Here is a 26,613-nt window from a genome sequence, read left to right on the forward strand (position 1 = left end):
GGGCATGGCGCGGGCGCGTGAGGCGCGTAGAGCATGCGGGTGTCACAGCCCGCACGCCTGATGTCCGAAACTGTTCGGCTTCCGGCTGTCTTCGAGCGTTCGCCCGGCACGGTTCTCACTCATGGCGGCCCACTTCGGTAACTCCACGCTTATGGACGGGGTCGGTCTGTCACTCTGTCGGCATCGACGCGAAGTTATTCGCACGAACTGCCCGGGGAGCCGTCCATGGGGGCCATTCCGACGCAACGGGAGACCGTTTCCCGCGCCAGCGGGGTGCTCGCGCACGCTGTTGACGCATCCGCCCAGGAGTGCGCGCGGGCGCACGTGACCCTGCTCGGGAGCTCCCTGGCGCCGGGCGCGGCCCGCGAGATGGTACGGGCCGCGCTCGCCGACTGGTCCGCGCTCGGTCTGCCCGGCACGGAACAGCTGACCGGGCATCTCGCCGCCGACGCCCTGGTGGTCGTCAGCGAGCTGGTCACCAACGCCGTGGTGCACGCCGGCACCGACGTCGAGGTGGTCTGCCGCCTCGAGGAGACGGGCACCCTCGTCGTCGAGGCCACGGACCACCACCCCGCCCGCGCGCCGAGGGGCGGCGGCGACGAGACGCCGCACGAGCTCCCGGAGTACGGACGCGGTCTGCGGCTCGTCGCCGCGCTCTCGGAGGCCTGGGGGATCACGTACCGTCCGGGCACCAAGACGGTGTGGGCGCGGCTGCCGGCCGCGGGCTCCGAGGCTGCCGAGCAGACCGAGGCGTACACCGGGGGCAGCGGCCTGCTGCGCACCGAGTTCCCGGCCGCGGGCCCGCCGGCGGAGGCCCCCGGCGGCCGGACGCCGCCCATGCCCCACGGCGGCTCGGCAGACCGTGGCGGCTCGGGAGACCACGGCGGCTTCGGAGACCATCGAAGCTCGGGCGGCTCGGGAGTCCCGGAAGACGGCGGCCCGGGAGCCCCGGGAGCCCCGGGAGACGGTGGTTCGGCAGATCCCGAGCACGGGGGAGGCGGATCCGAGCGCGGGGGAGGCGGCCCCGAGCGCGGGGGAGACCCCGGCCGTGCGGAAGGCCCCCGCGGTGGAGAAGCCTCCCGCGGTGGAGAAGCCTCCCGCGGTGAAGAAACCCCCCGCGGTGGAGGAGCCCCCCAGCGTCCCCGGCGAAGGAAACGTCCCCAGCCCGGGCACACCCCCGGTCTCACCGAGGATCCCGACCGCTCGGGCTCCACGCGGTGGCCGGACTGGCACGACGGTGCGGCCCTCGCCGGCCGGCGGCGCGGTCTCCGGGACCGGGAGTGGCTGGGCCGCGGCGCCCTCTCCTTCCTCGCCGAGGCCTCCGACCTCCTCGCCGGGCAGCTCGACGAGGACCTGGTCGCCTCCCTCACCGGACAGCTGATCGTGCCGCGGCTCGCCGACTGGTGCGGTGTGTGGCTGGAGGACGAGTCCCTGGGCCGGGGAGCCTGGAGCGACGAGCCGGGGGCGGCCGTGGGGGCGCGGCTGGCCCGCGTCTGGCATGCCGGCGAGAGCCGCATCGAGGAACTGCGCCTGGCCCTGGAGAAGGACCCGCCCCGCTCCCGCGACCCGTGGCGCTCCGGCCCCGTCGCCCACCCCTGGCCCGGTGAGGCGCTCGGCCCGGACGACAGGCACGGCGCCGCGCTCGCCTACCGCCTGGTCGCCGGCGGGCGGCCGCTGGGCACCCTGGTCATCGGGCGGGCCGGCACCGCCGGCTTCCCCGACGAGATCACCGGCCTCGTCGAGGACCTCAGCCGCCGGGTGGCGCTCGCCATCGGCGCCGCCCGCCAGTACGCCCGGCAGGCCACGATCAGCGCCGTCCTCCAGCGCGGCCTGCTGCCCGGCGCCGTCGCCGAGATCCCCGGCGTGCGCAGCGCCCTCGTCTACGAACCGTGCGACAAGGGCGGCCCCAGCGGCGACTTCTACGACCTCTTCCCGGCCGGCGAGGGCCGCTGGTGCTTCGCCGTCGGCGACGTCCAGGGCAAAGGCCCCGAGGCCGCCGTCGTCATCGGCCTCGCCCGGCCCTGGCTGCGCCTGCTGGCCCGCGAGGAGTACGACGTCCCGGACGTCCTCGACCGCCTCAACCAGCTCCTCCTCGACGACGCCACGGAAGCCGCGGACGCCGCCGCCCGCGCCCTGGTCGCCACCGGCCCTCCGGTTGCCCCGGGCGACGGACCGCAGACCCGCTTCCTGTCCCTGCTCTACGGCGAACTGGTCCCGTTCGACGGCGGCGTCCGCTGCACCCTCGCCTCCGCCGGGCACCCGCTGCCGCTGCTCCTCGGCCCCGACGGCACGGTGCGCACGGTCGCTCAGCCGCAGACCCTGCTCGGGGTCGTCGAGGACGCGACGTACACCAGCGAGACCTTCGAGCTGGGGTCCGGCGACACCCTGCTCTGCGTCACGGACGGGGTGACCGAGCGGCGCAGCGGGTCCCGCCAGTTCGACGACGGGGACGGTCTCGCCACCGCGCTCGCCGGATGCGCGGGGCTGGACGCCGGGCTGGTCGCCGAGCGCATCAGGCGGCTGGTGCACGAGTTCGGGCCCCGGCCCCCGGAGGACGATCTGGCCCTGCTGGTGCTCCAGGCCGAGTAGCTGTCGCCGTACGGGACAATGGAACGCATGCCCTCCGCACTCCCCGACGGCGAACCCGTCCCCGCCGACGGCGCCCTCCCGGCGTCCGCGCTCGCCGGCGCCGCCGACCGCCCCCTCGGCTTCTACCTGCACGTGCCGTACTGCGCGACCCGCTGCGGATACTGCGACTTCAACACCTACACCGCGACCGAGCTGCGCGGTACCGGCGGCGTCCTCGCCTCCCGCGACAACTACGCCGAGACGCTCACCGACGAGGTCCGCCTGGCCCGCAAGGTCCTCGGTGACGACCCCCGCGAGGTCCGTACGGTCTTCGTCGGCGGTGGTACGCCCACCCTGCTGGCCGCCGGCGACCTGGTACGGATGCTGCACGCGATCCGCGACGAGTTCGGTCTCGCGCCGGACGCGGAGATCACGACGGAGGCCAACCCGGAGTCCGTCGACCCGGCGTACCTGGCCACCCTCCGCGAGGGCGGCTTCAACCGGATCTCCTTCGGCATGCAGAGCGCGAAGCAGCACGTCCTGAAGATCCTGGACCGCACCCACACCCCGGGCCGTCCGGAGGCCTGCGTCGCCGAGGCCCGCGCGGCCGGCTTCGACCACGTCAACCTCGACCTGATCTACGGCACCCCCGGCGAGACCGACGACGACTGGCGCGCCTCCCTCGACGCGGCGCTCGGGGCCGGACCCGACCACGTCTCGGCGTACGCCCTGATCGTCGAGGAGGGCACCCAGCTCGCCCGCCGCATCCGGCGCGGCGAGGTCCCCATGACCGACGACGACGTCCATGCCGACCGGTACCTGATCGCCGAGGAGACGCTGTCGGCGGCGGGCTTCGACTGGTACGAGGTGTCGAACTGGGCCACCTCCGACGCGGGCCGCTGCCTGCACAACGAGCTGTACTGGCGGGGCGCCGACTGGTGGGGCGCGGGACCGGGCGCGCACTCGCACGTGGGCGGGGTGCGCTGGTGGAACGTGAAGCATCCGGGGGCGTACGCGGGAGCGCTGGCGGCCGGGAAGTCGCCGGGGGCCGGGCGGGAGGTCCTCACGGACGAGGACCGGCGCGTGGAACGCGTCCTGCTGGAGCTGCGGCTGAGGGAAGGCGTCCCGCTGTCGCTGCTGCGGGAGGCGGGGCTCGCGGCGTCGCGCCGGGCGCTGGGCGAGGGGCTGCTGCAGGAAGGGCCCTACGAGGCCGGGCGCGCGGTGCTGACGCTGCGCGGGCGGTTGCTGGCCGATGCGGTGGTGCGGGACCTGGTGGACTGATCACTCGGGTGAGTGGATCGGTGCGGATCGGAAGGTTCGGTCCCTAGTCTGATTCGTAGGCTGCCGCCAAAAGGACGCGGCGGATGTGGAGGGCCACGGAGATGACCGCTGTGGACGAGTACGGGATGGCCAAGTTCCTCGAGGATTTCGAACCTCCGGAGGGCCTCACAGCTGAGCTTCTCCGGGGGGAAATCGTGATGACGGCCAGTCCTGATCTGGTGCACAACATCATCGTTTTGCTGATGAGCAGGCAGATTCCCCTCGAACGCTGGTACGGCCTCCAGACACAGGACATCGATATCCTGGACGAGGCCGGCGTGCCCGTGCCAGACCTGGTCGTCGTGGCACCTGATGCCTTGCCCGAGGCGGGCCGGCTGATTCCGTCCCAGCTGATCACCATGGTCGTCGAGGTGGTTTCCAAGACCAGTGTTCACCGGGATTACGGTGTGAAGCGCTCGATCTACGCCGCGGGTGAAGTGTCCGCCTACCTCATTGTTGATCCGATCATGGCGCAGTGCGTCCTGTTGACGGATCCCGACGGAAAGGGGGAGCAAGCCGACTACCGGACGCAGCACATCGCGAAGTTCGGTGAACCGGTTGCGCTGGACGTCCTGGGAATCGAGCTGGACACCAGTGGTTTCGGCACCTTCCCCGGCGTCAGGCCCCACCGCTACCCGTGACGAAATCGATCAGCTCCTCCACCCGCCCCAGCAGCTGCGGCTCCAGGTCCTTGTAAGACCCCACCCGCGCCAGGATCGCCTGCCACACCGCGCCCGTGTTCTCCGGCGGCCACCCCAGCGCCCGGCACACCCCCGTCTTCCAGTCCTGCCCGCGCGGCACCCGCGGCCAGCCGGGAATCCCCAGGGACGACGGCTTCACCGCCTCCCAGATGTCGATGTACGGGTGCCCCACGACCAGCGCGTGCTCGCTGGTCACCGCCTCCGCGATCCGCCACTCCTTGGAACCCGGCACCAGGTGGTCCACCAGGACCCCGAGCCGCGCGTCCGGACCGGGGGCGAACTCGGCGACGATCGACGGGAGATCGTCCACGCCGCCCAGGTACTCCACGACGACCCCCTCGATACGCAGGTCGTCGCCCCACACCTTCTCGACCAGCTCGGCGTCGTGCCGCCCCTCGACGTAGATGCGCCCGGCGCGCGCGACCCGTGCCCGTGCGCCGGGGACGGCGACCGACCCGGACGCCGTACGGGAGGGTCGCGTCGGACCGGAGGAGGGGCGGACCAGCGTCACCACCCGCCCCTCAAGGAGGAAGCCGCGCGGCTCCATCGGGAAGACCCGGCGCTTGCCGAAGCGGTCCTCCAGGGTCACCGTGCCCGCCTCGCAGCCGGTCACCGCGCCGCAGAAACCGGTGCCGGGCTCCTCGACCACCAGGCCGGGATCGGCCGGGACCTCCGGAACCGGCTGCGGTTTCTTCCACGGAGGGGTCAGGTCGGCGGAGTACTGGCGCATTCTGATGACGATACGAGGAGCGGGCGCGCCGTGATCGACACGACACGCCGAACCCGGTGCGACGCCGAACACCATGCGCCATGATCAGCGCGGCACGCCGAACCGGGCGGCCAGCGCGTCCCGTTGGGCCCGCACGAAAGCCGCGTCCACCACCGCTCCGTGACCGGGAACGTACAGAGCGTCCTCGCCGCCCAGGTCCAGCAGTCGGTCCAGCGCGGCCGGCCAGCGTGCCGGTACGGCGTCCGGGCCCGCCTGCGGTTCCCCCGACTCCTCGACCAGATCGCCGCAGAAGACGACCGCCGGGTCGCCCGGCACCAGCACCGCGAGGTCGTGGCCGGTGTGCCCCGGGCCCACGTCGGCGAGCAGCACCCGCCGGCCGCCGCCCAGGTCGAGCGTCCACTCGCCGCGGACCTCGTGGCGGACGCGGACGAGCGCGTCGGCCGCCTCCTGGGCCCGCCGCGCGTCCAGCCCCTCGGCCACCGCGTCCGACCGCAGCGCCTCCCGCCCCTGTCCGCCCCGCGCGAACACGGCGTCCATACCCGCCGCGCCGTAGACCTCCGCGACCTCCTCGGCCGCCGCGCCCGCGAACGCCGCGGCGCCGAAGACGTGGTCGAAGTGCGGGTGGGTCAGCGCGAGATGTGTCACACGGTGACCGGCGAGCTCCCGCGCCTCCGAACGCAACCGGGCGCCCTCGCCGAGGCTCGACCCCGCGTCCACCATCAGCGCCGCGCCCACGCCGACGACCAGCCCCGCCGTGCAGTCCCACACCGGCAGCCGGCGCCGTCCCACCCCGGCCGCCACCCTCTCCCACCCCAGGTCTTCCCAAGTCACCGTCACGGCGACGACGCTAGCGGTACGGCACCCGCCCGCACGGCGGCGTGCCCCCGGCCTTGCCGGGTGTGTACCCCACGGCCGTACACTGGGCCGGGGAAGTCTGGCACTCGCGCACCGTGAGTGCCAGGGACAGACAGTGAGACAGGCAAGACGCCGGGTGGGCGACGAATTCAGGAGGTGTGCGCGAGTGCTCAGCGAACGCAGGCTCCAGGTGCTGCGCGCCATCGTCCAGGACTACGTCGGCACCGAGGAGCCGGTCGGCTCCAAGGCCCTCACCGAGCGGCACAACCTCGGCGTCTCCCCGGCCACCGTGCGCAACGACATGGCGGCCCTGGAGGACGAGGGGTTCATCGCCCAGCCGCACACCAGCGCCGGGCGCATCCCGACCGACAAGGGCTACCGGCTCTTCGTCGACAAGCTGGCCGGCGTCAAGCCGATGACCGCGCCCGAGCGGCGCGCCATCCAGAACTTCCTGGAGGGCGCCGTCGACCTCGACGACGTGGTGGCCCGCACGGTGCGGCTGCTCGCGCAGCTGACCCGGCAGGTCGCCGTCGTGCAGTACCCGTCGCTGACCCGCTCGACCGTGCGGCACGTGGAGTTGCTCTCCCTGGCGCCCGCGCGGCTGATGCTCGTGCTGATCACGGACACCGGCCGGGTCGAGCAGCGGATGGTCGACTGCCCGGCGCCGTTCGGCGAGGCGTCCCTGGCGGACCTGCGCGCACGGCTCAACAGCCGCGTCGCCGGGCGCCGTTTCTCGGACGTGCCGAGCCTGGTGGAGGACCTGGCGGAGGCCTTCGAGGCCGAGGACCGGGGTACGGTCTCCACCGTGCTCTCCACTCTCCTGGAGACGCTGGTCGAGGAGAACGAGGAGCGGCTCATGATCGGCGGCACCGCCAATCTGACCCGCTTCGGGCACGACTTCCCCTTGGTGATCCGACCCGTCCTCGAGGCGCTGGAGGAGCAGGTCGTGCTCCTCAAGCTGCTCGGCGAGGCGAAGGATCCGGGCGTGACCGTACGGATCGGTCATGAGAACGCCCACGAAGGACTCAACTCAACGTCCGTCGTGTCGGTCGGTTACGGTTCGGGCGGCGAGGCGGTTGCCAAGCTCGGCGTGGTCGGACCGACCCGCATGGACTACCCGGGAACGATGGGAGCGGTACGCGCAGTGGCACGGTACGTCGGACAGATCCTGGCGGAGTCGTAGGTGGCCACGGACTACTACGCCGTACTCGGCGTACGCCGCGACGCGTCCCAGGACGAGATCAAGAAGGCGTTCCGGAGGCTCGCCCGCGAGCTGCACCCGGACGTCAACCCCGATCCGAAGACCCAGGAGCGGTTCAAGGAGATCAACGCCGCCTACGAGGTGCTGTCGGACCCGCAGAAGAAGCAGGTCTACGACCTCGGCGGCGACCCCCTCTCGCAGGCGGGCGGCGGTGGCGCGGGCGGCTTCGGCGCGGGTGGCTTCGGGAACTTCTCGGACATCATGGACGCGTTCTTCGGCACGGCGTCGCAGCGCGGGCCGCGCTCGCGCACCCGCCGCGGCCAGGACGCCATGATCCGCATCGAGGTCGAGCTGGACGAGGCCGCGTTCGGTACGACCAAGGACATCCAGGTCGACACCGCGGTCGTCTGCAACACCTGCAACGGCGAGGGCGCGGCGCCCGGCACGTCTGCCCAGACGTGCGATATGTGCCGCGGCCGCGGCGAGGTGTCGCAGGTCACCCGGTCCTTCCTGGGCCAGGTCATGACCTCCCGCCCCTGCCCGCAGTGCCAGGGCTTCGGCACCGTGGTCCCGACCCCGTGCCCCGAGTGCGCGGGCGACGGCCGGGTCCGCTCCCGGCGCACCCTGACCGTCAAGATCCCGGCCGGCGTCGACAACGGCACCCGGATCCAGCTCGCGGGCGAGGGCGAGGTCGGCCCCGGCGGCGGCCCCGCCGGCGACCTGTACGTCGAGATCCACGAGCTGCCGCACTCGACCTTCCAGCGCCGCGGCGACGACCTGCACTGCACGGTCACCATCCCGATGACGGCGGCGGCCCTCGGCACGAAGGTGCCGCTGGAGACGCTCGACGGCATGGAGGAGATCGACATCCGCCCGGGCACCCAGTCCGGCCAGTCGGTCCCGCTGCACGGCCGCGGCGTCACCCACCTGCGCGGCGGCGGCCGGGGCGACCTCATCGTCCACGTCGAGGTCCTGACCCCGAGCAAGCTCGACCCCGAGCAGGAACGCCTGCTGCGCGAGCTGGCCAAGCTGCGCGGCGAGGAGCGCCCGCAGGGGCAGTTCCAGCCCGGGCAGCAAGGACTGTTCTCGCGGCTGAAGGACGCCTTCAACGGGCGCTGACACGGGCCACCGCCAGGAGCCTCCCGATGGGGATGCTCCTGGCGTATGCCGACGGAAGCCCGGATTCGGACTTGCTCACAGGACGTGAAAACATGCGGTCATGTCCTCCGCACTGACCGATCTCTTCCCCTACCCGATCGTGCAGGCACCCATGGCGGGCGGCGTCTCCGTGCCGCAGCTCGCCGCCGCGGTCTGCGATGCGGGCGGGCTGGGATTCCTCGCCGCCGGGTACAAGACCGCGGACGGGATGTACCAGGAGATCAAGCAGCTGCGGGGACTGACGAACCGCCCCTTCGGCGTCAACCTCTTCGTGCCGCAGCCGGAGACGCCCGGTGCGGGCACCGGAGGGACCGGCGCCGCGCCCTTCAACGCCTCCGCCGTCGGCGTCTACGCCCACCAGCTGGCCGGTGAGGCCGCCTGGTACGAGACGGAACTCGGCGATCCCGAATGCGGCCGGGACGACGGCTACGACGCCAAACTCGCCGTGCTGCTGGACGACCCGGTGCCGGTGGTGTCGTTCCACTTCGGCGTCCCGAGCCGTGAGGTCGTCGACTCACTGCACCGCGTCGGCACCTTCGCCCTGGCCGCCGCGACCACCGCGGAGGAGGCCCGGGCCGTCGAGCGGTCCGGCGCGGACGCGGTGATCGCGCAGGGCGTCGAGGCGGGCGGCCACCAGGGCACCCACCGGGACCACCCGGAGACGGGCGGCACCGCCGGCACCGGGCTGCTGTCGCTGGTCGCCCAGGTCCGGGAGGCGGTGAGCCTGCCGATCGTCGCGGCCGGCGGCATCATGCGCGGCAGCCAGATCGCCGCCGTCCTCGCGGCCGGCGCGAGCGCCGCCCAGCTCGGCACCGCCTTCCTCGCCACCCCCGAGTCCGGGGCGCACGCCCTGCACAAGCAGGCACTGACCAACCCGCTGTTCGTCCGCACCGAACTGACCCGGGCCTTCTCCGGCCGCCCCGCCCGCGGTCTGGTCAACCGCTTCCTGCGCGAGCACGGCCCCTACGCCCCCGCCGCCTACCCGGAGGTGCACCACCTCACCGCGCCGCTGCGGAAGGCGGCGGCGAAGGCGGGCGACGCGCAGGGCATGGCGCTCTGGGCGGGACAGGGCCACCGGATGGCCCGGGAACTGCCCGCCGGGCAGCTGGTGGAGGTGCTGGCCGCCGAACTCGCCGCCGCGGGGACGGCGTTGTCGGCGTTCGCGACGGGAGGTACGGGCCGATGACGGCACCGGTGTTCGTGGTCGACTCCCTCCAGCCGGGGGACCTGACCGGAGGCGAGTACGTCCTGGACGGCCCCGAAGGACGGCACGCCGTCTCCGTGAAGCGGCTGCGGACCGGCGAGGACGTCGTCCTCACCGACGGACGCGGACGCTGGGCCGAGGGCGTGGTGAAGGCAGCCGAGGGCAAGGACCGCCTGGTCGTCACCGGCCTGGAGAGCGTCCACGAGGAGCCGCCGGAGCAGCCCCGTATCACCGTCGTCCAGGCCCTGCCCAAGGGTGACCGCGGAGAGCTGGCCGTCGAGACGATGACCGAGGTCGGCGTCGACGCGATCGTGCCCTGGGCGGCGTCGCGCTGCATCACGCAGTGGAAGGGCGACCGCGGCCTGAAGGCGCTCGGCAAGTGGCGGGCGACGGCCCGGGAGGCCGGCAAGCAGTCCCGCCGGGTCCGCTTCCCCGACGTCGCGGACGCGGCGACGAGCAAGCAGGTTGCCTCACTTCTGGCCGACGCCGACTTCGCCGCCGTACTCCACGAGAGCGGCGACGAGCCCCTGGCCGCCGTCGAACTCCCCACCACCGGCGACATCGTGCTCGTCGTCGGCCCCGAAGGCGGGGTCTCACCGGAGGAGTTGGCGCTCTTCGCGCAGGCCGGTGCCAAGCCCTACCGCCTGGGCCGCAGCGTCCTGCGCACCTCCACCGCGGGTACCGCCGCGACCGCCGTCCTGCTGGCCCGCACCGGCCGCTGGTCCTGAGACACCGGCCGTCGGCCTGAGCGGCGGCTGCTGGTCGTGACGGTGCCGGCCGTTGGTCCTGAGACGCCGACTGCTGGTCCTGATGGTGTCGGCCGCCGGCGGTGCCGGTCAGTCGTCCGCCGTGCGGGCTGTCGCCCCCGCCGGGTGGGTCAGCCGTCCGCCGTGCGGGCTGTCGGCCCCGACGGTCGGGGCAGTCGCCCGCGTTGCGGGCCGTCAGCCGTCAGCCGTCTCCGGCGCGGGCCGCGGCGACCGCCGGGAACAGTTCCCAGCCGTCCAGGTCCGCGGACCGGCCGAGCAGTCCGCGCCGCGCCGCCTCGTCGACGAAACCCCGTACGACACCGGGTTCGTGCAGGTTGAGCGACGCGTCCCCCATGGCCACGCAGCCCGAGGGCAGGAAGCCGTCGGGGACGAACCGTCCCTCGCCGCCCGGGAACAGCAGACGGGTCGTCGTCCCGTCCCGGGAGAGGCTGAGTACCTCCTGGCAGGGTCCCGTGCGGCTGTGACGGTGACGCACCGACCACACGTAGGCGGTCGTTTCGTCCACGACGAGCCTTCTGCGCCGACGTCCGCTGTGCATGCGCCCACGGTAGTGAGGAGTGGCCGTATGCGCCCTACCGTCCGCACCGCACCGGTGGCAGGCTGCCCTTCATGGGGGCATCGAGGCGGATTTGGCGGGTGGCTCCGGTCGTCGTCGGCGTGATCGTCGCCGTCGGCGGTGCCACCGCGTGTGAACCGGGCGGACTCAGCTCCGCGTCGGTGGCGTACACGACCGACCAGACGGCGACACGCGAACTGGAGCGGCGGAAGGCGGACGTGCGGTGGCTCACCTGTACCGCGTCCTTCGGGGACGACGGCGCCACCGCCTCGGCGGGCGAGGACACCGTCGCCTCCGTCGACTGCGAGGGGGAGACCGGCGACGGGAAGGACATCGCCGTCGACGGCGAGGTGACCCGGGTCGTCAACGGCGCCTGTGTGCGCGGCGTGCTGACCGGCGAGGTGGACGGCAAGGAGCTGTTCCGCGTCCAGGGGCTGGGCAACTGCGACGCCACGAGCGCCCCGCCCGCGAACCGGCCCTCCCCGCAGCAGCCCGGGCCCACGGTGACCGTCACCCGGACCATCTGGTGTCCGGACGACCCGCACTGCCGGCCGGTGCGGGGCAAGTAACGGCCACGGCGCGCGTGCCGTGGCCGGTAAGTGATCCGAACCTCTGTCGGCGGACCCCGCCCCTGCATAGGGTGAAGGGGTGACACAGCCCGCAGCGACTGCCTACCTCCGTTTTCCGCACCCGCACGGCGAGTTGGTCGCCTTCACCGCCGAGGACGACGTGTGGCTCGCCCCGCTCGACGGCGGCCGGGCCTGGCGGGTCAGCGCCGACAACGTGCCGGTGAACCACCCGCGCATCTCGCCCGACGGCACCACGGTCGCCTGGACGTCCACCCGTGACGGCGCCCCCGAGGTGCACATCGCCCCCGTCGACGGCGGCGCCGGCAAGAGACTCACCCACTGGGGCAGCCCGAAGACCCAGGTGCGCGGCTGGACCCCGCAAGGTCAGGTCCTCGCCCTCAGCGCCCACGGGCAGGCCAGCCTGCGCCGCAGCTGGGCCCGCGCCGTCCCGCTCGACGGCGGACCCGCCGCCACCCTGCCGTACGGGCCCGTCGGCGACGTCGCGTACGGGCCGCGCACCGTGCTGCTGTCCGTCTCGATGGGCCGCGAGGCCGCCTGGTGGAAGCGCTACCGGGGCGGCACGGCGGGCAAGCTGTGGATCGACGGGGACGGCGACGGGGAGGCCGGCGAGTTCGTACGGCTGCACAGCGACCTCGACGGCAACATCGAGTACCCCCTCTGGGTCGGCGACCGGATCGCGTTCCTCTCCGACCACGAGGGCACCGGCGCCCTCTACTCCTCCCTCGCCGACGGCTCCGACCTGCGCCGGCACACCCCCCTCGGGAGCACCTCCCGCTCGAGCGAAGCCGAGAGCGGGGGAGGCTTCTACGCCCGGCACGCCGCGACCGACGGCACCCGCGTCGTCTACTCCAGCGCCGGTGAACTGTGGACGCTGGACGACCTGGACGGCGCAGAGCCGCGCCGGCTCGACATCCGGCTCGGCGGCGCCCGCGTCGACCTCCAGGCGTACCCGGTGAACGCCGCCCGCTGGTTCGGCTCCGCGTCACCCGACCACACAGCGCGCGGCAGCGCCGTCGCCGTACGCGGCGGCGTGCACTGGGTCACCCACCGCGCCGGCCCGGCCCGCGCGCTCGCGGCGACGCCCGGCGTACGCACCCGGCTGCCGCGCACCTTCCGCGCCGACGGCGAGGAATGGGTGGTGTGGGTGACGGACGCGGAGGGCGACGACGCCCTGGAGTTCGCGCCCGCCACCGGACTGGCGCCCGGCGCCACTGCGCGGCGCCTCGCCGCCGGACAGCTCGGCCGCGTCCTGGGCCTCGCCATGGCACCGGACGGCAGCCGCGCCGCCGTCGCCTCGCACGACGGACGCGTCCTGCTCGTCGAGCGCGAGACCGGCGAGGTCCGCGAGGTCGACCGCAGCGAGGACGGCGACGCCTCCGGACTGGTCTTCTCACCCGACTCCGCCTGGCTCACCTGGTCCCACCCGGGCCCGAGCCCGCTGCGCCAGCTCAAGCTCGCGGGCACCACCGACCTGTCGGTGAGCGAGGCGACCCCGCTGCGCTTCAAGGACTACTCGCCGGCCTTCACCCTGGACGGCAAGCACCTCGCCTTCCTCTCCACCCGCTCCTTCGACCCGGTCTACGACGAGCACGTCTTCGACCTGGCCTTCGTCGAGGGCGCCCGCCCGTACCTGATCACGCTGGCCGCGACCACCCCGTCGCCCTTCGGCCCGCAGCGCCACGGACGGCCCTTCGAGACCCCGGACCGGGACGAGACCCCCGACAGCGAGGGCACCCCGACCACCCGGATCGACATCGAGGGCCTCGCCGACCGCATCGTGCCGTTCCCGGTGGAGGCCGCCCGCTACTCCCGGCTGCGCGCCGCCAAGGACGGCGTCCTGTGGCTGCGCCACCCGGTCACCGGCGTCCTCGGCGCCTCCCGCGCCACCCCGGACGACCCCGACCCGCACACCGAGCTGGAGCGCTACGACCTCGCCCAGCAGCGCGTCGAGCACCTCGCCGGCGACGCCGACCACTTCGAGGTCAGCGGCGACGGCAAGCGGGTGCTGCTGTGGGCCGACGGACGCCTCAAGGTCGTCCCCAGCGACCGGCGGGCCTCCGCCGACGAGGACAGCGACACCAACATCACCGTCGACCTGAGCCGCGTACGGCAGACCGTCGACCCGGCCGCCGAGTGGCGCCAGATGTTCGACGAGACGGGCCGCGTCATGCGGGACCACTTCTGGCGGCCCGACATGAACGGCGTCGACTGGGACGCCGTCCTCGACCGCTACCGCCCCGTCCTCGACCGCCTCGCCACCCACGACGACCTGGTCGACCTCCTCTGGGAGGTGCACGGCGAACTCGGCACCTCGCACGCCTACGTCGTCCCGCGCGGCGGCCACGGCGGCGGCGCCCGGCAGGGCCTGCTCGGCGCCGACCTCTCCCGCCACGAGGACGGCACCTGGCGCATCGACCGCGTCCTGCCCTCGGAGACCTCCGACCCCGACGCCCGTTCCCCGCTCGCCGCGCCCGGTGTCGCCGTGCGCGCCGGGGACGCGATCGTCGCGGTCGCCGGGCAGGGCGTCGATCCCGTCACCGGGCCCGGCCCGCTGCTGGTCGGCACCGCCGGCAAGCCGGTCGAGCTGACCATCGCCCCGTCCGGCGGCGGTGAACTCCGGCACGCCGTCGTCGTCCCCCTCGCCGACGAGGAGCCCCTGCGCTACCACGCCTGGGTCGCCGACCGCCGCGCCTACGTCCACGAGAAGTCCGGCGGACGGCTCGGTTACCTCCACGTCCCCGACATGCAGGCCCCCGGCTGGGCCCAGATCCACCGCGACCTGCGGATCGAGGTGGCCCGCGAGGGCCTGGTCGTCGACGTCCGGGAGAACCGCGGCGGGCACACCTCCCAGCTGGTCGTCGAGAAACTCGCCCGGCGCATCGTCGGCTGGGACCTGCCGCGCGGCATGCGGCCCGCCAGCTACCCGCTGGACGCGCCCCGCGGCCCGGTCGTCGCCGTCGCCAACGAGTTCTCCGGCTCCGACGGCGACATCGTCAACGCCGCGATCAAGGCGCTCGGCATCGGCCCGGTCGTCGGCACCCGCACCTGGGGCGGCGTCATCGGCATCGACAGCCGTTACCGCCTGGTCGACGGCACGCTGATCACCCAGCCCAAGTACGCGTTCTGGATGGAGGGTTACGGCTGGGGCGTGGAGAACCACGGCGTCGAGCCGGATGTGGAGGTCCCGCAGCGCCCCCAGGACCACGCGGCGGGCCGCGACCCGCAACTGGACGAGGCGATCCGGCTCGCGCTGGCGGCACTGGAGGAAGCCCCTGCCAAGACGCCACCGGGCCTGCCCTAGCCGCGGGGCCGCGCCCACTCGTGCCGCGGGGCGGCTCGGGCGGGCGCGGCGGCACCCCGCCGGCGCGGGCCGGCCGTCCCGGGCACCCGGGGAGCCGGCGCGGGCAGCACGTCCACCCGGCGTCCGTCCCGTCGGTGCGGATGGCACGTCCACCCGGCGTCCGTCCCGTCGGTGCGGATGGCACGTCCACCCGGCGTCCGCCCTGCCGGCGCGGGCAGCACACCCACCCCGCGTACGCCCCACCCCGCGTACGCCCCACCCCGCGTACGCTCCGGCGCGTGGCGCCCCGCGCACCGGCGCTCGCTACGATGCCCCCAGAAGATCACCCCGTAAGGAGCGGACCATGTCCGGCGAGCCACAGGACGACTGCCTGTTCTGCAAGATCGTCGCAGGCCACATCCCCGCCACGATCGTCCGCGAGACCGAGACGACCGTCGCTTTCCGGGACATAAACCCCCAGGCCCCCACCCACGTCCTGGTGATCCCGAAGGCCCACTACCGGGACGCCGCCGCCCTCGCCGCCGGCGCCCCGGAGGTCGCCGCGGACGTCCTGCGCGAGACCCGGGCGGTCGCGGACCAGGAGAAGCTCGACAGCTACCGCACCATCTTCAACACCGGCAGCGGCGCCGGCCAGACCGTCTGGCACACCCACGCCCACGTCCTCGGCGGCCGTGGCCTCGAGTGGCCCCCCGGATAACGGGACGAGCCACGATGTCCGTACGTGAACTCGTCGTCCTCGGCACCGCCAGCCAGGTCCCGACCCGGCACCGCAACCACAACGGCTACCTGCTGCGCTGGGACGGCGAGGGCATCCTGTTCGACCCCGGCGAGGGCACGCAGCGCCAGATGCTGCGCGCCGGGGTCGCCGCCCACGACCTGAACCGGATCTGCGTCACGCACTTCCACGGCGACCACAGCCTCGGGCTCGCCGGCGTCATCCAGCGCATCAACCTCGACCAGGTGCCGCACGAGGTCACCGCCCACTACCCGCGCTCCGGGCAGCGCTTCTTCGACCGCCTGCGGTACGCCACCGCCTACCGCGAGACGGTCGCCCTCACCGAGGCACCGGCCGACACCGACGGCGTCCTGGCCGTCACCTCCGCCTACACGCTCGACGCCCGCAGGCTCTCCCACCCCGTCGAGTCGTACGGCTACCGCCTCACCGAGCCCGACGGCCGCCGCATGCTGCCCGAACGCCTGGCCGCGCACGGCATCAAGGGCCCCGACGTGGGCCGCATCCAGCGCGACGGCTCGCTGAACGGAGTCCCGCTCGACGACGTCAGCGAGATCCGCCGCGGCCAGCGGTTCGCGTTCGTCATGGACACCCGGCTCTGCGAGGGCGTGCACGCGCTCGCCGAGGGGTGCGACCTGCTGGTCATCGAGTCCACCTTCCTCGACGAGGACGAGACCCTCGCCACCGACCACGGCCACCTCACCGCCGGCCAGGCCGCGCGGGTCGCCCGGGACGCGGGCGTACGGCACCTGGTCCTCACCCACTTCAGCCAGCGCTACTCGGACCCGGAGGAGTTCGAGCGGCAGGCACGGGCGGCCGGCTACGAGGGTGAGCTGACCGTGGCGCACGACCTACTGAGAGTCCCGGTTCCGAAACGGCGGTAAACCGGTCGTACGATTCTCTGATGTCTTTGCCCAAAGCTGAACTGCACCTCCACATCGAAGGCACCCTGGAGCCCGAGCTGGCCTTCGAGCTGGCCGCCCGCAACAGTGTGTCCCTGCCTTACGCGGACACGGACGCGCTGCGCGAGGCGTACCGGTTCGAGGACCTCCAGTCCTTCCTGAACCTGTACTACGAGCTCATGGCCGTCCTGCGCACCGAGCGGGACTTCGAGGACCTCGCGAACGCCTACCTCGCCCGCGCCGCCGCGCAGGGCGTGCGGCACGCGGAGATCTTCTTCGACCCGCAGGCGCACCTCGCCCGGGGCGTGGAGATGGGCACGGTCGTGGAGGGGCTGTGGCGGGCGCTCGGCCGCAGCCGGGAGAACCACGGCGTCTCCACCCGGCTGATCATGTGCTTCCTGCGCGACGAGTCCGCCGAATCGGCGCTCGAGACCCTCGACGCGGCCAAGCCGTACCTCGACCGCATCACCGGTGTCGGCCTGGACTCCGCCGAGGTCGGCCACCCGCCGGTCAAGTTCCGCGAGGTGTACGAGGCCGCCGCCGCCCTCGGCCTGCGCAGGGTCGCGCACGCGGGCGAGGAGGGGCCGCCGGAGTACGTCGTCGAGGCCCTGGACGTCCTCGGCGTCGAGCGGATCGACCACGGCCTGCGCTCGGTGGAGGACCCGGCACTGGTCGAGCGGCTGGTGCGCGAGCGCGTCCCGCTGACCCTCTGCCCGCTGTCCAACGTCCGGCTGCGCACGGTCGACACCCTCGCCGGCCACCCGCTGCCCGCCATGCTCGACGCGGGCCTCATGTGCACGGTCAACTCCGACGACCCGGCCTACTTCGGCGGCTACGCGGGCGACAACTTCGACGCCGTACGCCAGGCCCTCGGCCTCACCGAGGAGCGGCTGCGGGAGCTGGCCCGCAACTCCTTCCTCGCCTCCTTCCTGGAGGACGACGAGGAACTGCGCGCGCGGTACCTCGCCGAGGTGGAGGCGTACGAGTTCCCGTCCGCGTGACGCGGCCCTCCTCCGCCTGACTCAGCCCGTCCCGGACCCCGGTGCGGCCGCCGCCTGCCGGGGTCCCGCCGTGCCGTAGGCGCGCCGGAGGGGGACTGCCTGCGCGTCCACGGGGATCTCCACGACCGGCTGCTCCGCGGCACCGACCTCGGGTACGGCACCGCTGGGCGTGCCGGTGGCGGCGGCGACCAGGGCGGCCGGGGCGCCACCGCGGCGGCGGATCGCGCCGGGCAGCAGCGGACGCCCGCCGGTGTGCAGGGCGACGGCGGTCATCGGCGCGGCGACCAGCAGCAGACCGGCGCCGAGGACCAGGCCCATGACCGGATACCCGGCCTGCGCCGACAGCGCGGTGCCGGTCAGCGGCCCGGCCGCCGTGCCCAGCGAGGACGCCGACCCGACGAGGACCGCCCAGCGGCCGCGCGGGTCGAGCGAGGCGGCGAGGCCGATCAGGTACGACAGGACCACCGGGTACAGCGTGTTCCAGGCGATCTCCCCGGCCGCGAAGGCGGTGGGGGTGGTCGCGGACGCGGTCAGGACGATGCAGCCGGCGATGACCACGGTCCCGGCCCCGATGGGCATCGCACGCCCCAGCCGCGGCCCGAGCGCACCCGCCACCAGCACGCCCACGAGTCCCGCGCCCAGCGCGGCGGCGAGGACGACCCCGAGGGCGGCGTCGCCCAGCTGCGCCTGCGTCAGCCCGATCCGGCCGCTGACGCCCCACAGGGAGTTCTGCGCGAGGGACCAGCACAGCACGGTGGCGGCGAGGACCAGCCCGGAGCGGCGGCGGGGGAGCGGGGCGGTGGTGCCGGTGCCGGGCGCGGCCGGTGACGTGGCGGTCCCGCCCGGCAGCCGGCCGGTCAGCGGCCATGCCGCGAGAGCGGTCAGGGCGATCGCGGCCAGCGGCAGTCCGTGCGCCCGGCCGAGCTGCGGCACCGTCAGGTACACCGCGCCGGCCAGCGCGGACACGCTCAGCAGCCCCAGCGTGGAGGCGCGGTGCGGATCCTGCTCGGCGGCGATCCGGGTGGCGGCGACCGTGGTGGCCGTACCGGAGCCGAAGCCGCCCAGGACCGCGCCGGCGACGACGGCGGGCACGGCGGTGGTCAGCGAGGCGGCGCCGTAGCCGAGGGCGGCCAGGACGAGGCCGAACCGGGCCAGCGTGCGGGCGCCGATCCGCTGCACCCGGGAGGCGAGCAGCAGGCCCGCGGTCGCCGAACTCAGCAGCAGCGCACTGCCGACGGCACCCGCCTGTGTGGTGGTCAGCGCGAGGCCGGTGTCGAGTCTGCCGACGGTGGTGGGCAGCAGATACGGAGGAAGGTACCCGGCCGTGAAAAGGGCGACGAGGGGCCAGGGTGCGGTGCGGGGGGCGAACACGGGCGTTCCCAGGGCATGCGGAAGGAGGGTGGGGAGGGGAGGGGGCGACGACCGTCGACGAACGGAACGCGCGGGCAATTTGTATCAAGCGCGGGGAGCCGCGAAACAGACGAGAAGATGTGATCTACATCACATATGCGTTTGTTGGGTTCAGTCCTGGGTAGCCGAAGTCGCCACTTCCAGTGAACCGGCCCGCCCCCGGCCGGAATCACGGCCTCCCTCTCGGCCCTGATCTCCCGCGTCCCCGCGACGATCCGCCGCCTGGCACCCCGGTGCGAACGCCGTCGCACGGTCGGCGGCGTGGTGCACACTGGCGGGGTCCGCACCATGCCAGGGAGCGCACCGTGCCAGCCTCCACCGCGTCCACCGCGCCGACGTCCACCGCGCCCACCGCACCGGCGTCCACCGCCTCCGCCGCGTCCACCGACTCCGGCGTGCCGGCCATGCCCGTCATGCCCGCCGACGAGAGAACACACCGCCACGTCCCGGACGAGACGTCGCACCACCACCCCCACGTCGATCCCCTCGCCGCCCTGCGCACCCCGCAGGACCCGCCCTGGGACGTGTACCTGACCGGCACCGTCTTCCTCGACGTCGTCTTCACCGGGCTCGACTCCGCCCCGGTGCGCGGGACCGAGTCCTGGGCGCGCGGGATGGGGTCGAGCCCGGGAGGCGTGGCGAACATGGCGACCGCGCTGGCCCGCCTGGGCCTGCGCACCTCGCTGGCGGCCGCCTTCGGCGACGACCACTACGGCGACTACTGCTGGGACGCCCTCGCACAGGGCGAGGGCATCGACCTGACCCCTTCGCGCACCGTGCCCGGCTGGCACTCGCCGGTGACCGTCTCGATGGCGTACGAGGGGGAGCGCACGATGGTCTCCCACGGCCACGAACCGCCGCCGGAGGAACCGTCCCCCACCTGCCCGCCCCGCGCCCGCGCCGCCGTCGCCTCCCTCACGCCCGGCGTCCGCGCCCCCTGGATCGCCCAGGCCGCCGCGCGGGGCACCCGTGTCTTCGCCGACGTCGGCTGGGACGACACCGGCGCCTGGGACCTGGCGGGGCTGCCCGACCTCGCGCACTGCGAGGCCTTCCTGCCGAACGCGGCCGAGGCGATGCGCTACACGGGCGCCGGCTGCCCCCGCGCCGCCGCGCACGCCCTGACCGAGCACGTGCCGCTCGCCGTGGTCACCCTCGGCGCGGACGGCGCGTACGCGGTGGACCGGCGTACGGGGGAGAGCGCCGAGGTCCCGGCCATCGAGGTGGAGGCCCTGGACCCGACCGGCGCCGGGGACGTCTTCGTCGCCGGTTTCGTCACCGGCACCCTGGCCGGCTGGCCGCTGGCCGACCGCCTCGCCTTCGCCGGTCTGACCGCGGCCCTCTCGGTCCAGGAGTTCGGCGGTTCCCTGTCCGCGCCCGGCTGGTGCGAGATCGCGACCTGGTGGCGCAAGGTCCAGTCGGTCGATAGCCAGGACCCGACGGCCCTCAGCCGCTACGCGTTCCTGGCCGACCTGGTCCCGGACGACCTGCCCGGCTCGTGGCCCCTGCGCCGCGCGGTCCCGACCATCGGCTTCCGCCCCCCGGCCTGACCGGCCGGGCCGCGGGCGGCCCTCAGAAGCCGAGTACTCCGGTCGGCCGGGCTGCCGGGCCGGGTCAGAACCCGAGCCGCCGAAGTCGCTCCGGGTCGCCCGGCCGGTCCCTGGCGGCCTTCACGTGCAGGTCCAGGCTGTGTCGGTGTGCGGCTGCCGCCGCGTGGCAGGCGTGCGGGGCGGGGCCCCGGGTGTCCGTCCGTTCGGCCGGGCTGCCGGGGCGGGTCAGAAGCCGAGCCGCCGCAGCTGCTTCGGGTCGCGCTGCCAGTCCTTGGCGACCTTCACGTGCAGGTCCAGGAAGACCGGCGTGCCGAGCAGCGCCTCGATCTGCTTGCGGGACTTGATGCCGACGTCCTTCAGGCGCTTGCCCTTGGGGCCGATGATGATGCCCTTCTGGCTGGGACGCTCGATGAAGACGTTGGCGTGGATGTCCAGGAGCGGCTTGTCGGCGGGGCGGTCCTCGCGCGGGAGCATCTCCTCCACGACCACCGCGATGGAGTGCGGCAGCTCGTCCCGTACGCCCTCCAGCGCGGCCTCCCGGATCAGCTCGGCGACCATGACCTGCTCGGGCTCGTCGGTCAGGTCGCCCTCGGGGTAGAGCGCGGGCCCCTCGGGCAGCAGCGGGGTCAGCAGGTCCGCGAGCAGGTCCACCTGCTGGTTGCCGGTGGCCGACACGGGGACGATCTCCGCCCAGGTGATCCCCAGCTCCTGGCCGAGCTGGTCGATCGCGATCAGCTGCTCCGCCAGGGTCTTGGAGTCCACCAGGTCGGTCTTGGTGACGATCGCGACCTTCGGGGTCTTCTTGATCCCGGCCAGTTCCTTGGCGATGAAGCGGTCACCGGGGCCCAGCTTCTCGTTCGCCGGCAGGCAGAAACCGATGACGTCCACCTCGGCCCACGTCGTCCGCACGACGTCGTTGAGCCGCTCGCCCAGCAGCGTGCGCGGCTTGTGCAGCCCCGGGGTGTCCACCAGGATCAGCTGCGCCTCCGGGCGGTGCACGATGCCCCGCACGGTGTGCCGGGTGGTCTGCGGACGGTTCGAGGTGATCGCCACCTTCTGCCCGACCAGAGCGTTCGTGAGGGTGGACTTGCCCGCGTTGGGGCGGCCCACGAAGCAGGCGAAACCGGCCCTGTGGACAGCTTCGGCCGACTCTTCGGATGACTGGGTACGAACGCTCATGGCGCCCATTGTCCCTGATCCCCGGAGCCGCGCCGTACCACCTCCGTGGCCGGGGCCGACGGCAGGGCGTCGGGGAGCCGACGTCTACGCTTCGTCTCTGCCGCGCACCACCGCGGCCGTACGGAAGGAGACGCACGTGCGGGGTTCGGCCCGCGGCGCAGACCTGGCCTTCGACGCCTCCGTCGTCCTGAGGATCGGCGGCGCGGTTTTCGCCGCCTGCCCGGACGACAGCATCCGGTCCCTGCATTACCGCGTGGACGGGGGCGTGCGGGCCGTGTGGCGACACCTGCGCGGTTCCGGCATCCATCCCGGTGTCGTACGGGAGGCCGAGGACGCGAACCGCGCGCTCGGCGAGCAGGCTCAGGCGCTCCGCCTCCCCGAGGGGTTCCTCGGGGGCTACCGCGCCCTCGCCGCCGCTGCGCTCGCCCGTTTCGCCGGGCACGAGGCCGTGTCCCGGGAGGAGATGTCCGCACGGGCCGTGGAGACGGTCGGCTTCCTGGAAGCCGGAGCAGGCGGTGCGCAGGGCGCCGTGGCCTTCGAACGGTCGTGCCAGGCGGCCACCGAGTCGTTGCTCGAAGGCTGGGCCGATGACCCGCTCTCCACGATGAGGGCCGTGCGTCGCGAGACCGGCGTGTGGGCTCTGGCCTACCAGCGTTTCGTCACGCCGGAGTCCCGGACCGACCGCGACATCGCGGACTGACCGCGACACCGCGGACTGCCCCGCTCCGGAAAGCGGGTCAGTCCGTCGGGCGCGAGAAGCAGGTGTACGGCCTTGGTCAGCCTGCGGTCACCGTGTCACGCACCGTCCCGTCGGGCGAGGCCACCAGCACCGGCGTACCGGAACCACCCAGGTCCCGTACCGCCGCCAGGTCCTCCGCCGACGCCGACTCCGCCTCCGTCACCACGGCCGCCGCCTCCAGTGACTTCGCGCCGGACGCCACCGCCATCGCCACCGCCGTCCGCAGGGCGCTCAGCTTCAGGGAGTCCAGGTCGACGGTCCCGGCGACGTAGGTACGGCCGGTCTCGTCGCGTACGGCGGCCCCCTCGGGCACGCCGTTGCGGGCCCGCGCGGAACGGGCCAGGGTGACGATCTTGCGGTCCTCGGGGTCGAGCGCGCTGGTGTCGGTCATGGGCCGAGCATACGTAGCCGCCGGCCCCCCGTACCGCCACGGGGTCCCGCCCCGGGCCGGGGAGACACCGCCACGGGGGCCCTCGTCCGGCACCGCGCACGACGCCCGTTCCCGGCCCGGCGCCTCCGTCACGGCCGGTCGAGCCGGAGCCGTTCCGCGCGCGGCAGTCCGGCGACCACCAGGTCGTAGGAGTCCTCGACCAGCTCCCGCACGACACGGTCCGGGAGCCCGCCGTCCACGGTCACCGTGTTCCAGTGCCGCTTGTTCATGTGCCAGCCGGGGACGACCAGTCCCGGGTGGCCGGCGCGCAGCCGGATCGCGTCGTCCGGGTCGCACTTGAGATTGACGGTGAGCGGGCGCCCGTCCAGGAAGGACAGCGCGAACATCTTGCCCAGCACCTTGAAGACCGAGATCTCCGGACCGAAGGGGAAGTCCTCCACGGCGGCGTTGAAGGACAGGCAGAAGTCGCGCAGCTGCCCGGGGGTCATTCCGGCACGGCCTCCTTCGCCGGTTCCACCGTGCCCACCGGCTCCACCAGCACCGTCACGATCTTGTTCCGGCGGCCCGCCGCGGCCTCCGCCGTCAGCCGCAGTTCGCGGGCGTCGGGCAGTTCCACGATCGACGAGGCACCGGCGATCGGCACCCGGCCGAGCGCCTTCGCCAGCAGACCGCCCACGGTCTCCACGTCCTCGTCGTCGAACTCCTCCAGGCCGTACAGCTCACCCAGGTCGCCGATGTCGAGGCGGGCGGTGACCCGGAAGCGGTCCTCGCCCAGCTCCTCGACCGGCGGGAGCTCCCGGTCGTACTCGTCGGTGATCTCGCCGACGATCTCCTCCAGGATGTCCTCGATGGTGACGATGCCCGCGGTGCCGCCGTACTCGTCGATGACGACGGCGACGTGGTTGCGCTCCTTCTGCATCTCGCGCAGCAGGTCACCGGCGTTCTTGGTGTCGGGCACGAAGAACGCCGGCCGCATGGCCGTGGAGAGGAGGTCGCTCTCCGCCTCCCGGCTGATGTGCGTCCGGCGGACCAGGTCCTTCAGGTACACGATGCCGACGATGTCGTCCTCGCTGTCACCGGTGACCGGTATCCGCGAGAAACCGGAGCGCAGGGCGAGGGTGAGCGCCTGCCGGATGGTCTTGTAGCGCTCGATGACGACGAGGTCGGTCCGCGGGACCATGACCTCCCTCACGAGCGTGTCGCCCAGTTCGAACACCGAGTGCACCATGCGGCGCTCCTCGGCCTCGATCAGGGACTCCTTCTCGGCGTAGTCGACCAGCGCGCGCAGCTCCGCCTCGGAGGCGAAGGGGCCGCGGCGGAAGCCCTTGCCGGGGGTGAGGGCGTTGCCGATGAGGATGAGCAGCGACGGGATCGGGCCCATGATCCGGTCCAGCGGCACCAGGACGTACGCCGCCGCGGTCGCGGTGTTCAGCGGGTGCTGGCGTCCGATGGTGCGCGGGGAGACCCCGACGGCCACGTACGACAGCAGCACCATCACCGCGATGGCGATCACCAGCGCCTCGCCGGTGCCGTCGAACTGCTTCAGACAGGCGTACGTGACCAGCGCGGCGGCCGCCATCTCGCAGGCGACGCGGACCAGCAGCGCCACGTTGAGGTAGCGCGTCGGGTCGGCGGCGACCTTGGCCAGCTTCCCGGCGCCGCGCCGCCCGGACCGTACGGCCTCCTCGGCGCGGAAGCTGGAGACCCTCGCGAGCCCCGCCTCCGCGCACGCGGCGAGCCAGGCGATCACCACCAGGGCGACCGCGCCGGCGATGAGCGGGAGGCTCATGAGACGGTCGGGGCCGGGGACGGGCCGGTCAGGCCCTTCTCCGCACGCCAGCCGTCCACGATGGCGGCCTGCAGGCCGAACATCTCGGCCTTCTCGTCCGGCTCCTCGTGGTCGTAGCCGAGCAGGTGCAGCACCCCGTGGACGGTGAGCAACTGGAGCTCCTCGTCCATGGAGTGCCGCGTCGGTGCCTCGGTGCCCTGCCTGGCGGCGACCTCCGGGCAGAGCACGATGTCACCGAGCAGTCCCTGCGGCGGCTCGTCCTCGTCCTTCGCCGGCGGACGCAGCTCGTCCATCGGGAAGGACATGACGTCCGTCGGACCCGGCAGGTCCATCCACTGGATGTGGAGCTGCTCCATGGCGTCGGCGTCCACGACGATCACCGAGAGCTCGGAGAGCGGGTGGATGCGCATCCGCGCGAGCGCGTAGCGGGCGATGTCGAGGATCGCCTGCTCGTCGACCTCGGTTCCGGACTCGTTGTTGACGTCGATCGACATGGTCGTGCTGGTCTACTTCCCCTTGGCCTTGGCACCATGTTTGCCGTGGCCCTTGTGACCACCGTTCTCGGTGCCGTTCCTGCTGTCGTACTGCTCGTACGCGTCGACGATACGGCCCACCAGCTTGTGCCGGACGACGTCCTGCGACGACAGCCGGGAGAAGTGGACGTCGTCGACGCCCTCCAGGATGTCCTGCACCTGCCGCAGGCCGGACTTCGTGCCGCCGGGCAGGTCGACCTGCGTCACGTCACCCGTGATCACGATCTTCGAGTCGAAGCCGAGGCGGGTGAGGAACATCTTCATCTGCTCGGGGCTGGTGTTCTGGGCCTCGTCCAGGATGATGAAGGCATCGTTCAGCGTGCGGCCGCGCATGTACGCCAGCGGCGCCACCTCGATCGTCCCCGCCGCCATCAGCCGCGGGATCGAGTCCGGGTCGAGCATGTCGTGCAGCGCGTCGTACAGCGGGCGCAGGTACGGGTCGATCTTCTCGTAGAGCGTGCCCGGCAGGAAGCCGAGCCGCTCGCCGGCCTCGACCGCCGGGCGGGTCAGGATGATGCGGTTGACCTGCTTGGACTGCAGGGCCTGCACCGCCTTGGCCATCGCCAGGTAGGTCTTGCCGGTGCCCGCGGGGCCGATGCCGAAGACGATGGTGTGCTTGTCGATCGCGTCGACGTACCGCTTCTGGTTCAGCGTCTTGGGGCGGATCGTGCGGCCTCGCGAGGACAGGATGTTCTGCGTGAGCACCTCGGCCGGGGTCTCCTGGCCGTCGCTCTCCCCGTTCTCGCTCGCCTTGAGCATGGCGATCGAGCGTTCCACTGCGTCCTCCGTCATCGGCTGTCCGGTGCGGAGCACCAGCATCATCTCGTCGAACACGCGCTGTATGAGGGCGACGTCATGGTTGTCGCCGGCCGCGCTGATCTCGTTTCCCCGGACGTGGATGTCGGCCGCCGGGAAGGCCTTCTCGATCACGCGCAACAGGGAGTCGCCTGATCCCAGCACGGTCACCATGGGGTGCTGGGCGGGGACGGTGAACTGTGCTCTCGCCTGTCCCTGCGCGGGAGTGTGAGCTGAGGGTGTCTGAGTCATGGGCCGGCGCTCGAGGCCTGCACATCCTCCTCTGCGGCGTGCGCCGCGTGACGGGTGTGGTCTGCTTCCTCCAGCGTACGACTCCCCGCCGACAGCGCCGAGACCTTTTATCCGACCGGTGCCGACGCGCTTGCCCGGCCGGTGCGGACGCGCTTGCCCAGCCGATGCTCACGCGCCCGCCCCGCCAGTGCCTCCCGCCCGCCCGGCCGGTACTCCCCGCCCGTCCGGCCGGTACTCACCGTTGCGCGCGGATCACGTCCCGGAACCGGCGGTACGGCGCCTTGGCGTGCGCCCGCGCGTCCCGAAGTCGACGTGCACGGGCCCGAACCGGCGCGCGTACCGTCCGTGATCCGTGGTCCTTGATCCCTGATCCGTGGTCCGTCCCACGCCC

General features: G+C 73.2%; 24 protein-coding genes. 14 read left to right on the forward strand and 10 right to left on the reverse strand.

Annotation, left to right across the window (positions count from 1 at the left end):
- Window positions 1–225 precede the first annotated feature (225 nt).
- The 3 genes from ACP4J0_RS12300 (at window position 226) to ACP4J0_RS12310 (ending at window position 4,529) form a co-directional block, all read left to right on the forward strand.
- Window positions 226–2,589, forward strand: coding sequence for a SpoIIE family protein phosphatase (locus ACP4J0_RS12300; protein WP_426598678.1), 2,364 nt, complete (start codon window positions 226–228; stop codon window positions 2,587–2,589).
- A gap of 27 nt (window positions 2,590–2,616) precedes the next feature.
- On the forward strand, window positions 2,617–3,849 hold the full coding sequence (gene hemW / locus ACP4J0_RS12305) for a radical SAM family heme chaperone HemW (RefSeq protein ID WP_426598679.1): 1,233 nt from the start codon (window positions 2,617–2,619) through the stop codon (window positions 3,847–3,849).
- 101 nt (window positions 3,850–3,950) lie between these two features.
- Entirely contained in the window at window positions 3,951–4,529 is a 579-nt protein-coding gene (locus tag ACP4J0_RS12310; protein ID WP_426598680.1) for a Uma2 family endonuclease, read from the forward strand.
- Here ACP4J0_RS12310 and ACP4J0_RS12315 read toward each other — a convergent pair.
- Together ACP4J0_RS12315 and ACP4J0_RS12320 are read right to left on the reverse strand one after the other, a co-directional pair.
- Window positions 4,507–5,319 (reverse strand): DUF3097 domain-containing protein, encoded by an 813-nt coding sequence (locus ACP4J0_RS12315; protein WP_426598681.1) that lies wholly within the window; start codon window positions 5,317–5,319, stop codon window positions 4,507–4,509. The genes ACP4J0_RS12310 and ACP4J0_RS12315 overlap by 23 nt on opposite strands.
- 84 nt (window positions 5,320–5,403) lie before the next feature.
- Window positions 5,404–6,156: an MBL fold metallo-hydrolase gene (locus ACP4J0_RS12320; RefSeq protein WP_426598682.1), complete on the reverse strand. Its 753-nt coding sequence runs from the start codon at window positions 6,154–6,156 to the stop codon at window positions 5,404–5,406.
- A 184-nt stretch (window positions 6,157–6,340) separates the two neighbouring features.
- On the opposite strand from ACP4J0_RS12320, the gene hrcA reads away from it, so the two are divergent.
- From hrcA to ACP4J0_RS12340, 4 genes are all read left to right on the forward strand, one after another.
- Window positions 6,341–7,357 carry a heat-inducible transcriptional repressor HrcA gene (gene hrcA, locus ACP4J0_RS12325; RefSeq protein ID WP_398130541.1) on the forward strand — a complete coding sequence of 339 codons (1,017 nt, stop codon included), beginning with the start codon at window positions 6,341–6,343 and terminating at the stop codon, window positions 7,355–7,357.
- Entirely contained in the window at window positions 7,358–8,494 is a 1,137-nt protein-coding gene (gene dnaJ / locus ACP4J0_RS12330; protein ID WP_279559335.1) for a molecular chaperone DnaJ, read from the forward strand. It abuts the gene before it with no gap.
- 100 nt (window positions 8,495–8,594) lie between these two features.
- Window positions 8,595–9,719 (forward strand): nitronate monooxygenase, encoded by a 1,125-nt coding sequence (locus tag ACP4J0_RS12335; protein ID WP_426598683.1) that lies wholly within the window; start codon window positions 8,595–8,597, stop codon window positions 9,717–9,719.
- Window positions 9,716–10,465: a 16S rRNA (uracil(1498)-N(3))-methyltransferase gene (locus ACP4J0_RS12340; protein WP_426598684.1), complete on the forward strand. Its 750-nt coding sequence runs from the start codon at window positions 9,716–9,718 to the stop codon at window positions 10,463–10,465. The genes ACP4J0_RS12335 and ACP4J0_RS12340 overlap by 4 nt, the downstream gene beginning before the upstream one ends.
- Window positions 10,466–10,685: 220 nt before the next feature.
- Here the strand turns inward: ACP4J0_RS12340 and ACP4J0_RS12345 are convergent, their stop codons facing one another.
- The gene (locus ACP4J0_RS12345) at window positions 10,686–11,042 is read right to left on the reverse strand and encodes a hypothetical protein (protein ID WP_426598685.1); all 357 of its coding nucleotides are present in this window, start codon (window positions 11,040–11,042) and stop codon (window positions 10,686–10,688) included.
- A gap of 71 nt (window positions 11,043–11,113) precedes the next feature.
- Here ACP4J0_RS12345 and ACP4J0_RS12350 point away from each other — a divergent pair, with 71 nt between their 5' ends.
- From ACP4J0_RS12350 to ACP4J0_RS12370, 5 genes are all read left to right on the forward strand, one after another.
- The gene (locus tag ACP4J0_RS12350) at window positions 11,114–11,629 is read left to right on the forward strand and encodes a hypothetical protein (RefSeq protein WP_426598686.1); all 516 of its coding nucleotides are present in this window, start codon (window positions 11,114–11,116) and stop codon (window positions 11,627–11,629) included.
- Between the two features lie 79 nt (window positions 11,630–11,708).
- A complete protein-coding gene (locus ACP4J0_RS12355) occupies window positions 11,709–14,951 on the forward strand; it encodes a S41 family peptidase (RefSeq protein ID WP_426598687.1) in 3,243 nt (1,080 codons plus the stop codon).
- Between the two features lie 343 nt (window positions 14,952–15,294).
- On the forward strand, window positions 15,295–15,648 hold the full coding sequence (locus tag ACP4J0_RS12360; protein ID WP_426519766.1) for a histidine triad nucleotide-binding protein: 354 nt from the start codon (window positions 15,295–15,297) through the stop codon (window positions 15,646–15,648).
- Between the two features lie 14 nt (window positions 15,649–15,662).
- Window positions 15,663–16,568, forward strand: a complete 906-nt coding sequence (locus ACP4J0_RS12365) for a ribonuclease Z (protein ID WP_426598688.1) — start codon at window positions 15,663–15,665, stop codon at window positions 16,566–16,568.
- Between the two features lie 20 nt (window positions 16,569–16,588).
- On the forward strand, window positions 16,589–17,587 hold the full coding sequence (locus ACP4J0_RS12370) for an adenosine deaminase (protein ID WP_426598689.1): 999 nt from the start codon (window positions 16,589–16,591) through the stop codon (window positions 17,585–17,587).
- Window positions 17,588–17,608: 21 nt separating this feature from the next.
- Here the strand turns inward: ACP4J0_RS12370 and ACP4J0_RS12375 are convergent, their stop codons facing one another.
- The gene (locus tag ACP4J0_RS12375; protein ID WP_426598690.1) at window positions 17,609–18,958 is read right to left on the reverse strand and encodes an MFS transporter; all 1,350 of its coding nucleotides are present in this window, start codon (window positions 18,956–18,958) and stop codon (window positions 17,609–17,611) included.
- A 452-nt stretch (window positions 18,959–19,410) separates the two neighbouring features.
- Here ACP4J0_RS12375 and ACP4J0_RS12380 point away from each other — a divergent pair, with 452 nt between their 5' ends.
- Window positions 19,411–20,544 carry a carbohydrate kinase family protein gene (locus tag ACP4J0_RS12380; protein WP_426598825.1) on the forward strand — a complete coding sequence of 378 codons (1,134 nt, stop codon included), beginning with the start codon at window positions 19,411–19,413 and terminating at the stop codon, window positions 20,542–20,544.
- Window positions 20,545–20,769: 225 nt separating this feature from the next.
- Here the strand turns inward: ACP4J0_RS12380 and era are convergent, their stop codons facing one another.
- The gene (era, locus tag ACP4J0_RS12385; protein ID WP_345625763.1) at window positions 20,770–21,723 is read right to left on the reverse strand and encodes a GTPase Era; all 954 of its coding nucleotides are present in this window, start codon (window positions 21,721–21,723) and stop codon (window positions 20,770–20,772) included.
- A gap of 136 nt (window positions 21,724–21,859) precedes the next feature.
- Between era and ACP4J0_RS12390 the strand changes: the two genes are divergently transcribed.
- Window positions 21,860–22,423 carry a hypothetical protein gene (locus ACP4J0_RS12390; RefSeq protein ID WP_426598691.1) on the forward strand — a complete coding sequence of 188 codons (564 nt, stop codon included), beginning with the start codon at window positions 21,860–21,862 and terminating at the stop codon, window positions 22,421–22,423.
- Window positions 22,424–22,499: 76 nt separating this feature from the next.
- Here the strand turns inward: ACP4J0_RS12390 and ACP4J0_RS12395 are convergent, their stop codons facing one another.
- The 5 genes from ACP4J0_RS12395 to ACP4J0_RS12415 all read right to left on the reverse strand — a co-directional run bounded on the left by ACP4J0_RS12395 (window position 22,500) and on the right by ACP4J0_RS12415 (window position 26,222).
- Complete coding sequence (locus ACP4J0_RS12395) at window positions 22,500–22,853, reverse strand: cytidine deaminase (RefSeq protein ID WP_426598692.1); 354 nt, start codon at window positions 22,851–22,853, stop codon at window positions 22,500–22,502.
- Between the two features lie 128 nt (window positions 22,854–22,981).
- Window positions 22,982–23,341 (reverse strand): MmcQ/YjbR family DNA-binding protein, encoded by a 360-nt coding sequence (locus ACP4J0_RS12400; RefSeq protein ID WP_426598693.1) that lies wholly within the window; start codon window positions 23,339–23,341, stop codon window positions 22,982–22,984.
- Window positions 23,338–24,642 (reverse strand): hemolysin family protein, encoded by a 1,305-nt coding sequence (locus ACP4J0_RS12405; protein WP_426598694.1) that lies wholly within the window; start codon window positions 24,640–24,642, stop codon window positions 23,338–23,340. Before ACP4J0_RS12405 ends, ACP4J0_RS12400 begins: the two co-directional genes overlap by 4 nt.
- Window positions 24,639–25,136 carry an rRNA maturation RNase YbeY gene (gene ybeY / locus ACP4J0_RS12410; RefSeq protein WP_426598695.1) on the reverse strand — a complete coding sequence of 166 codons (498 nt, stop codon included), beginning with the start codon at window positions 25,134–25,136 and terminating at the stop codon, window positions 24,639–24,641. The genes ACP4J0_RS12405 and ybeY overlap by 4 nt, the downstream gene beginning before the upstream one ends.
- 12 nt (window positions 25,137–25,148) lie before the next feature.
- On the reverse strand, window positions 25,149–26,222 hold the full coding sequence (locus ACP4J0_RS12415) for a PhoH family protein (RefSeq protein ID WP_426598696.1): 1,074 nt from the start codon (window positions 26,220–26,222) through the stop codon (window positions 25,149–25,151).
- Between the last annotated feature and the right edge of the window lie 391 nt (window positions 26,223–26,613).

It is taken from the genome of Streptomyces sp. WG7, assembly GCF_049975785.1.
In the GTDB taxonomy this organism is placed as follows: domain Bacteria; phylum Actinomycetota; class Actinomycetes; order Streptomycetales; family Streptomycetaceae; genus Streptomyces.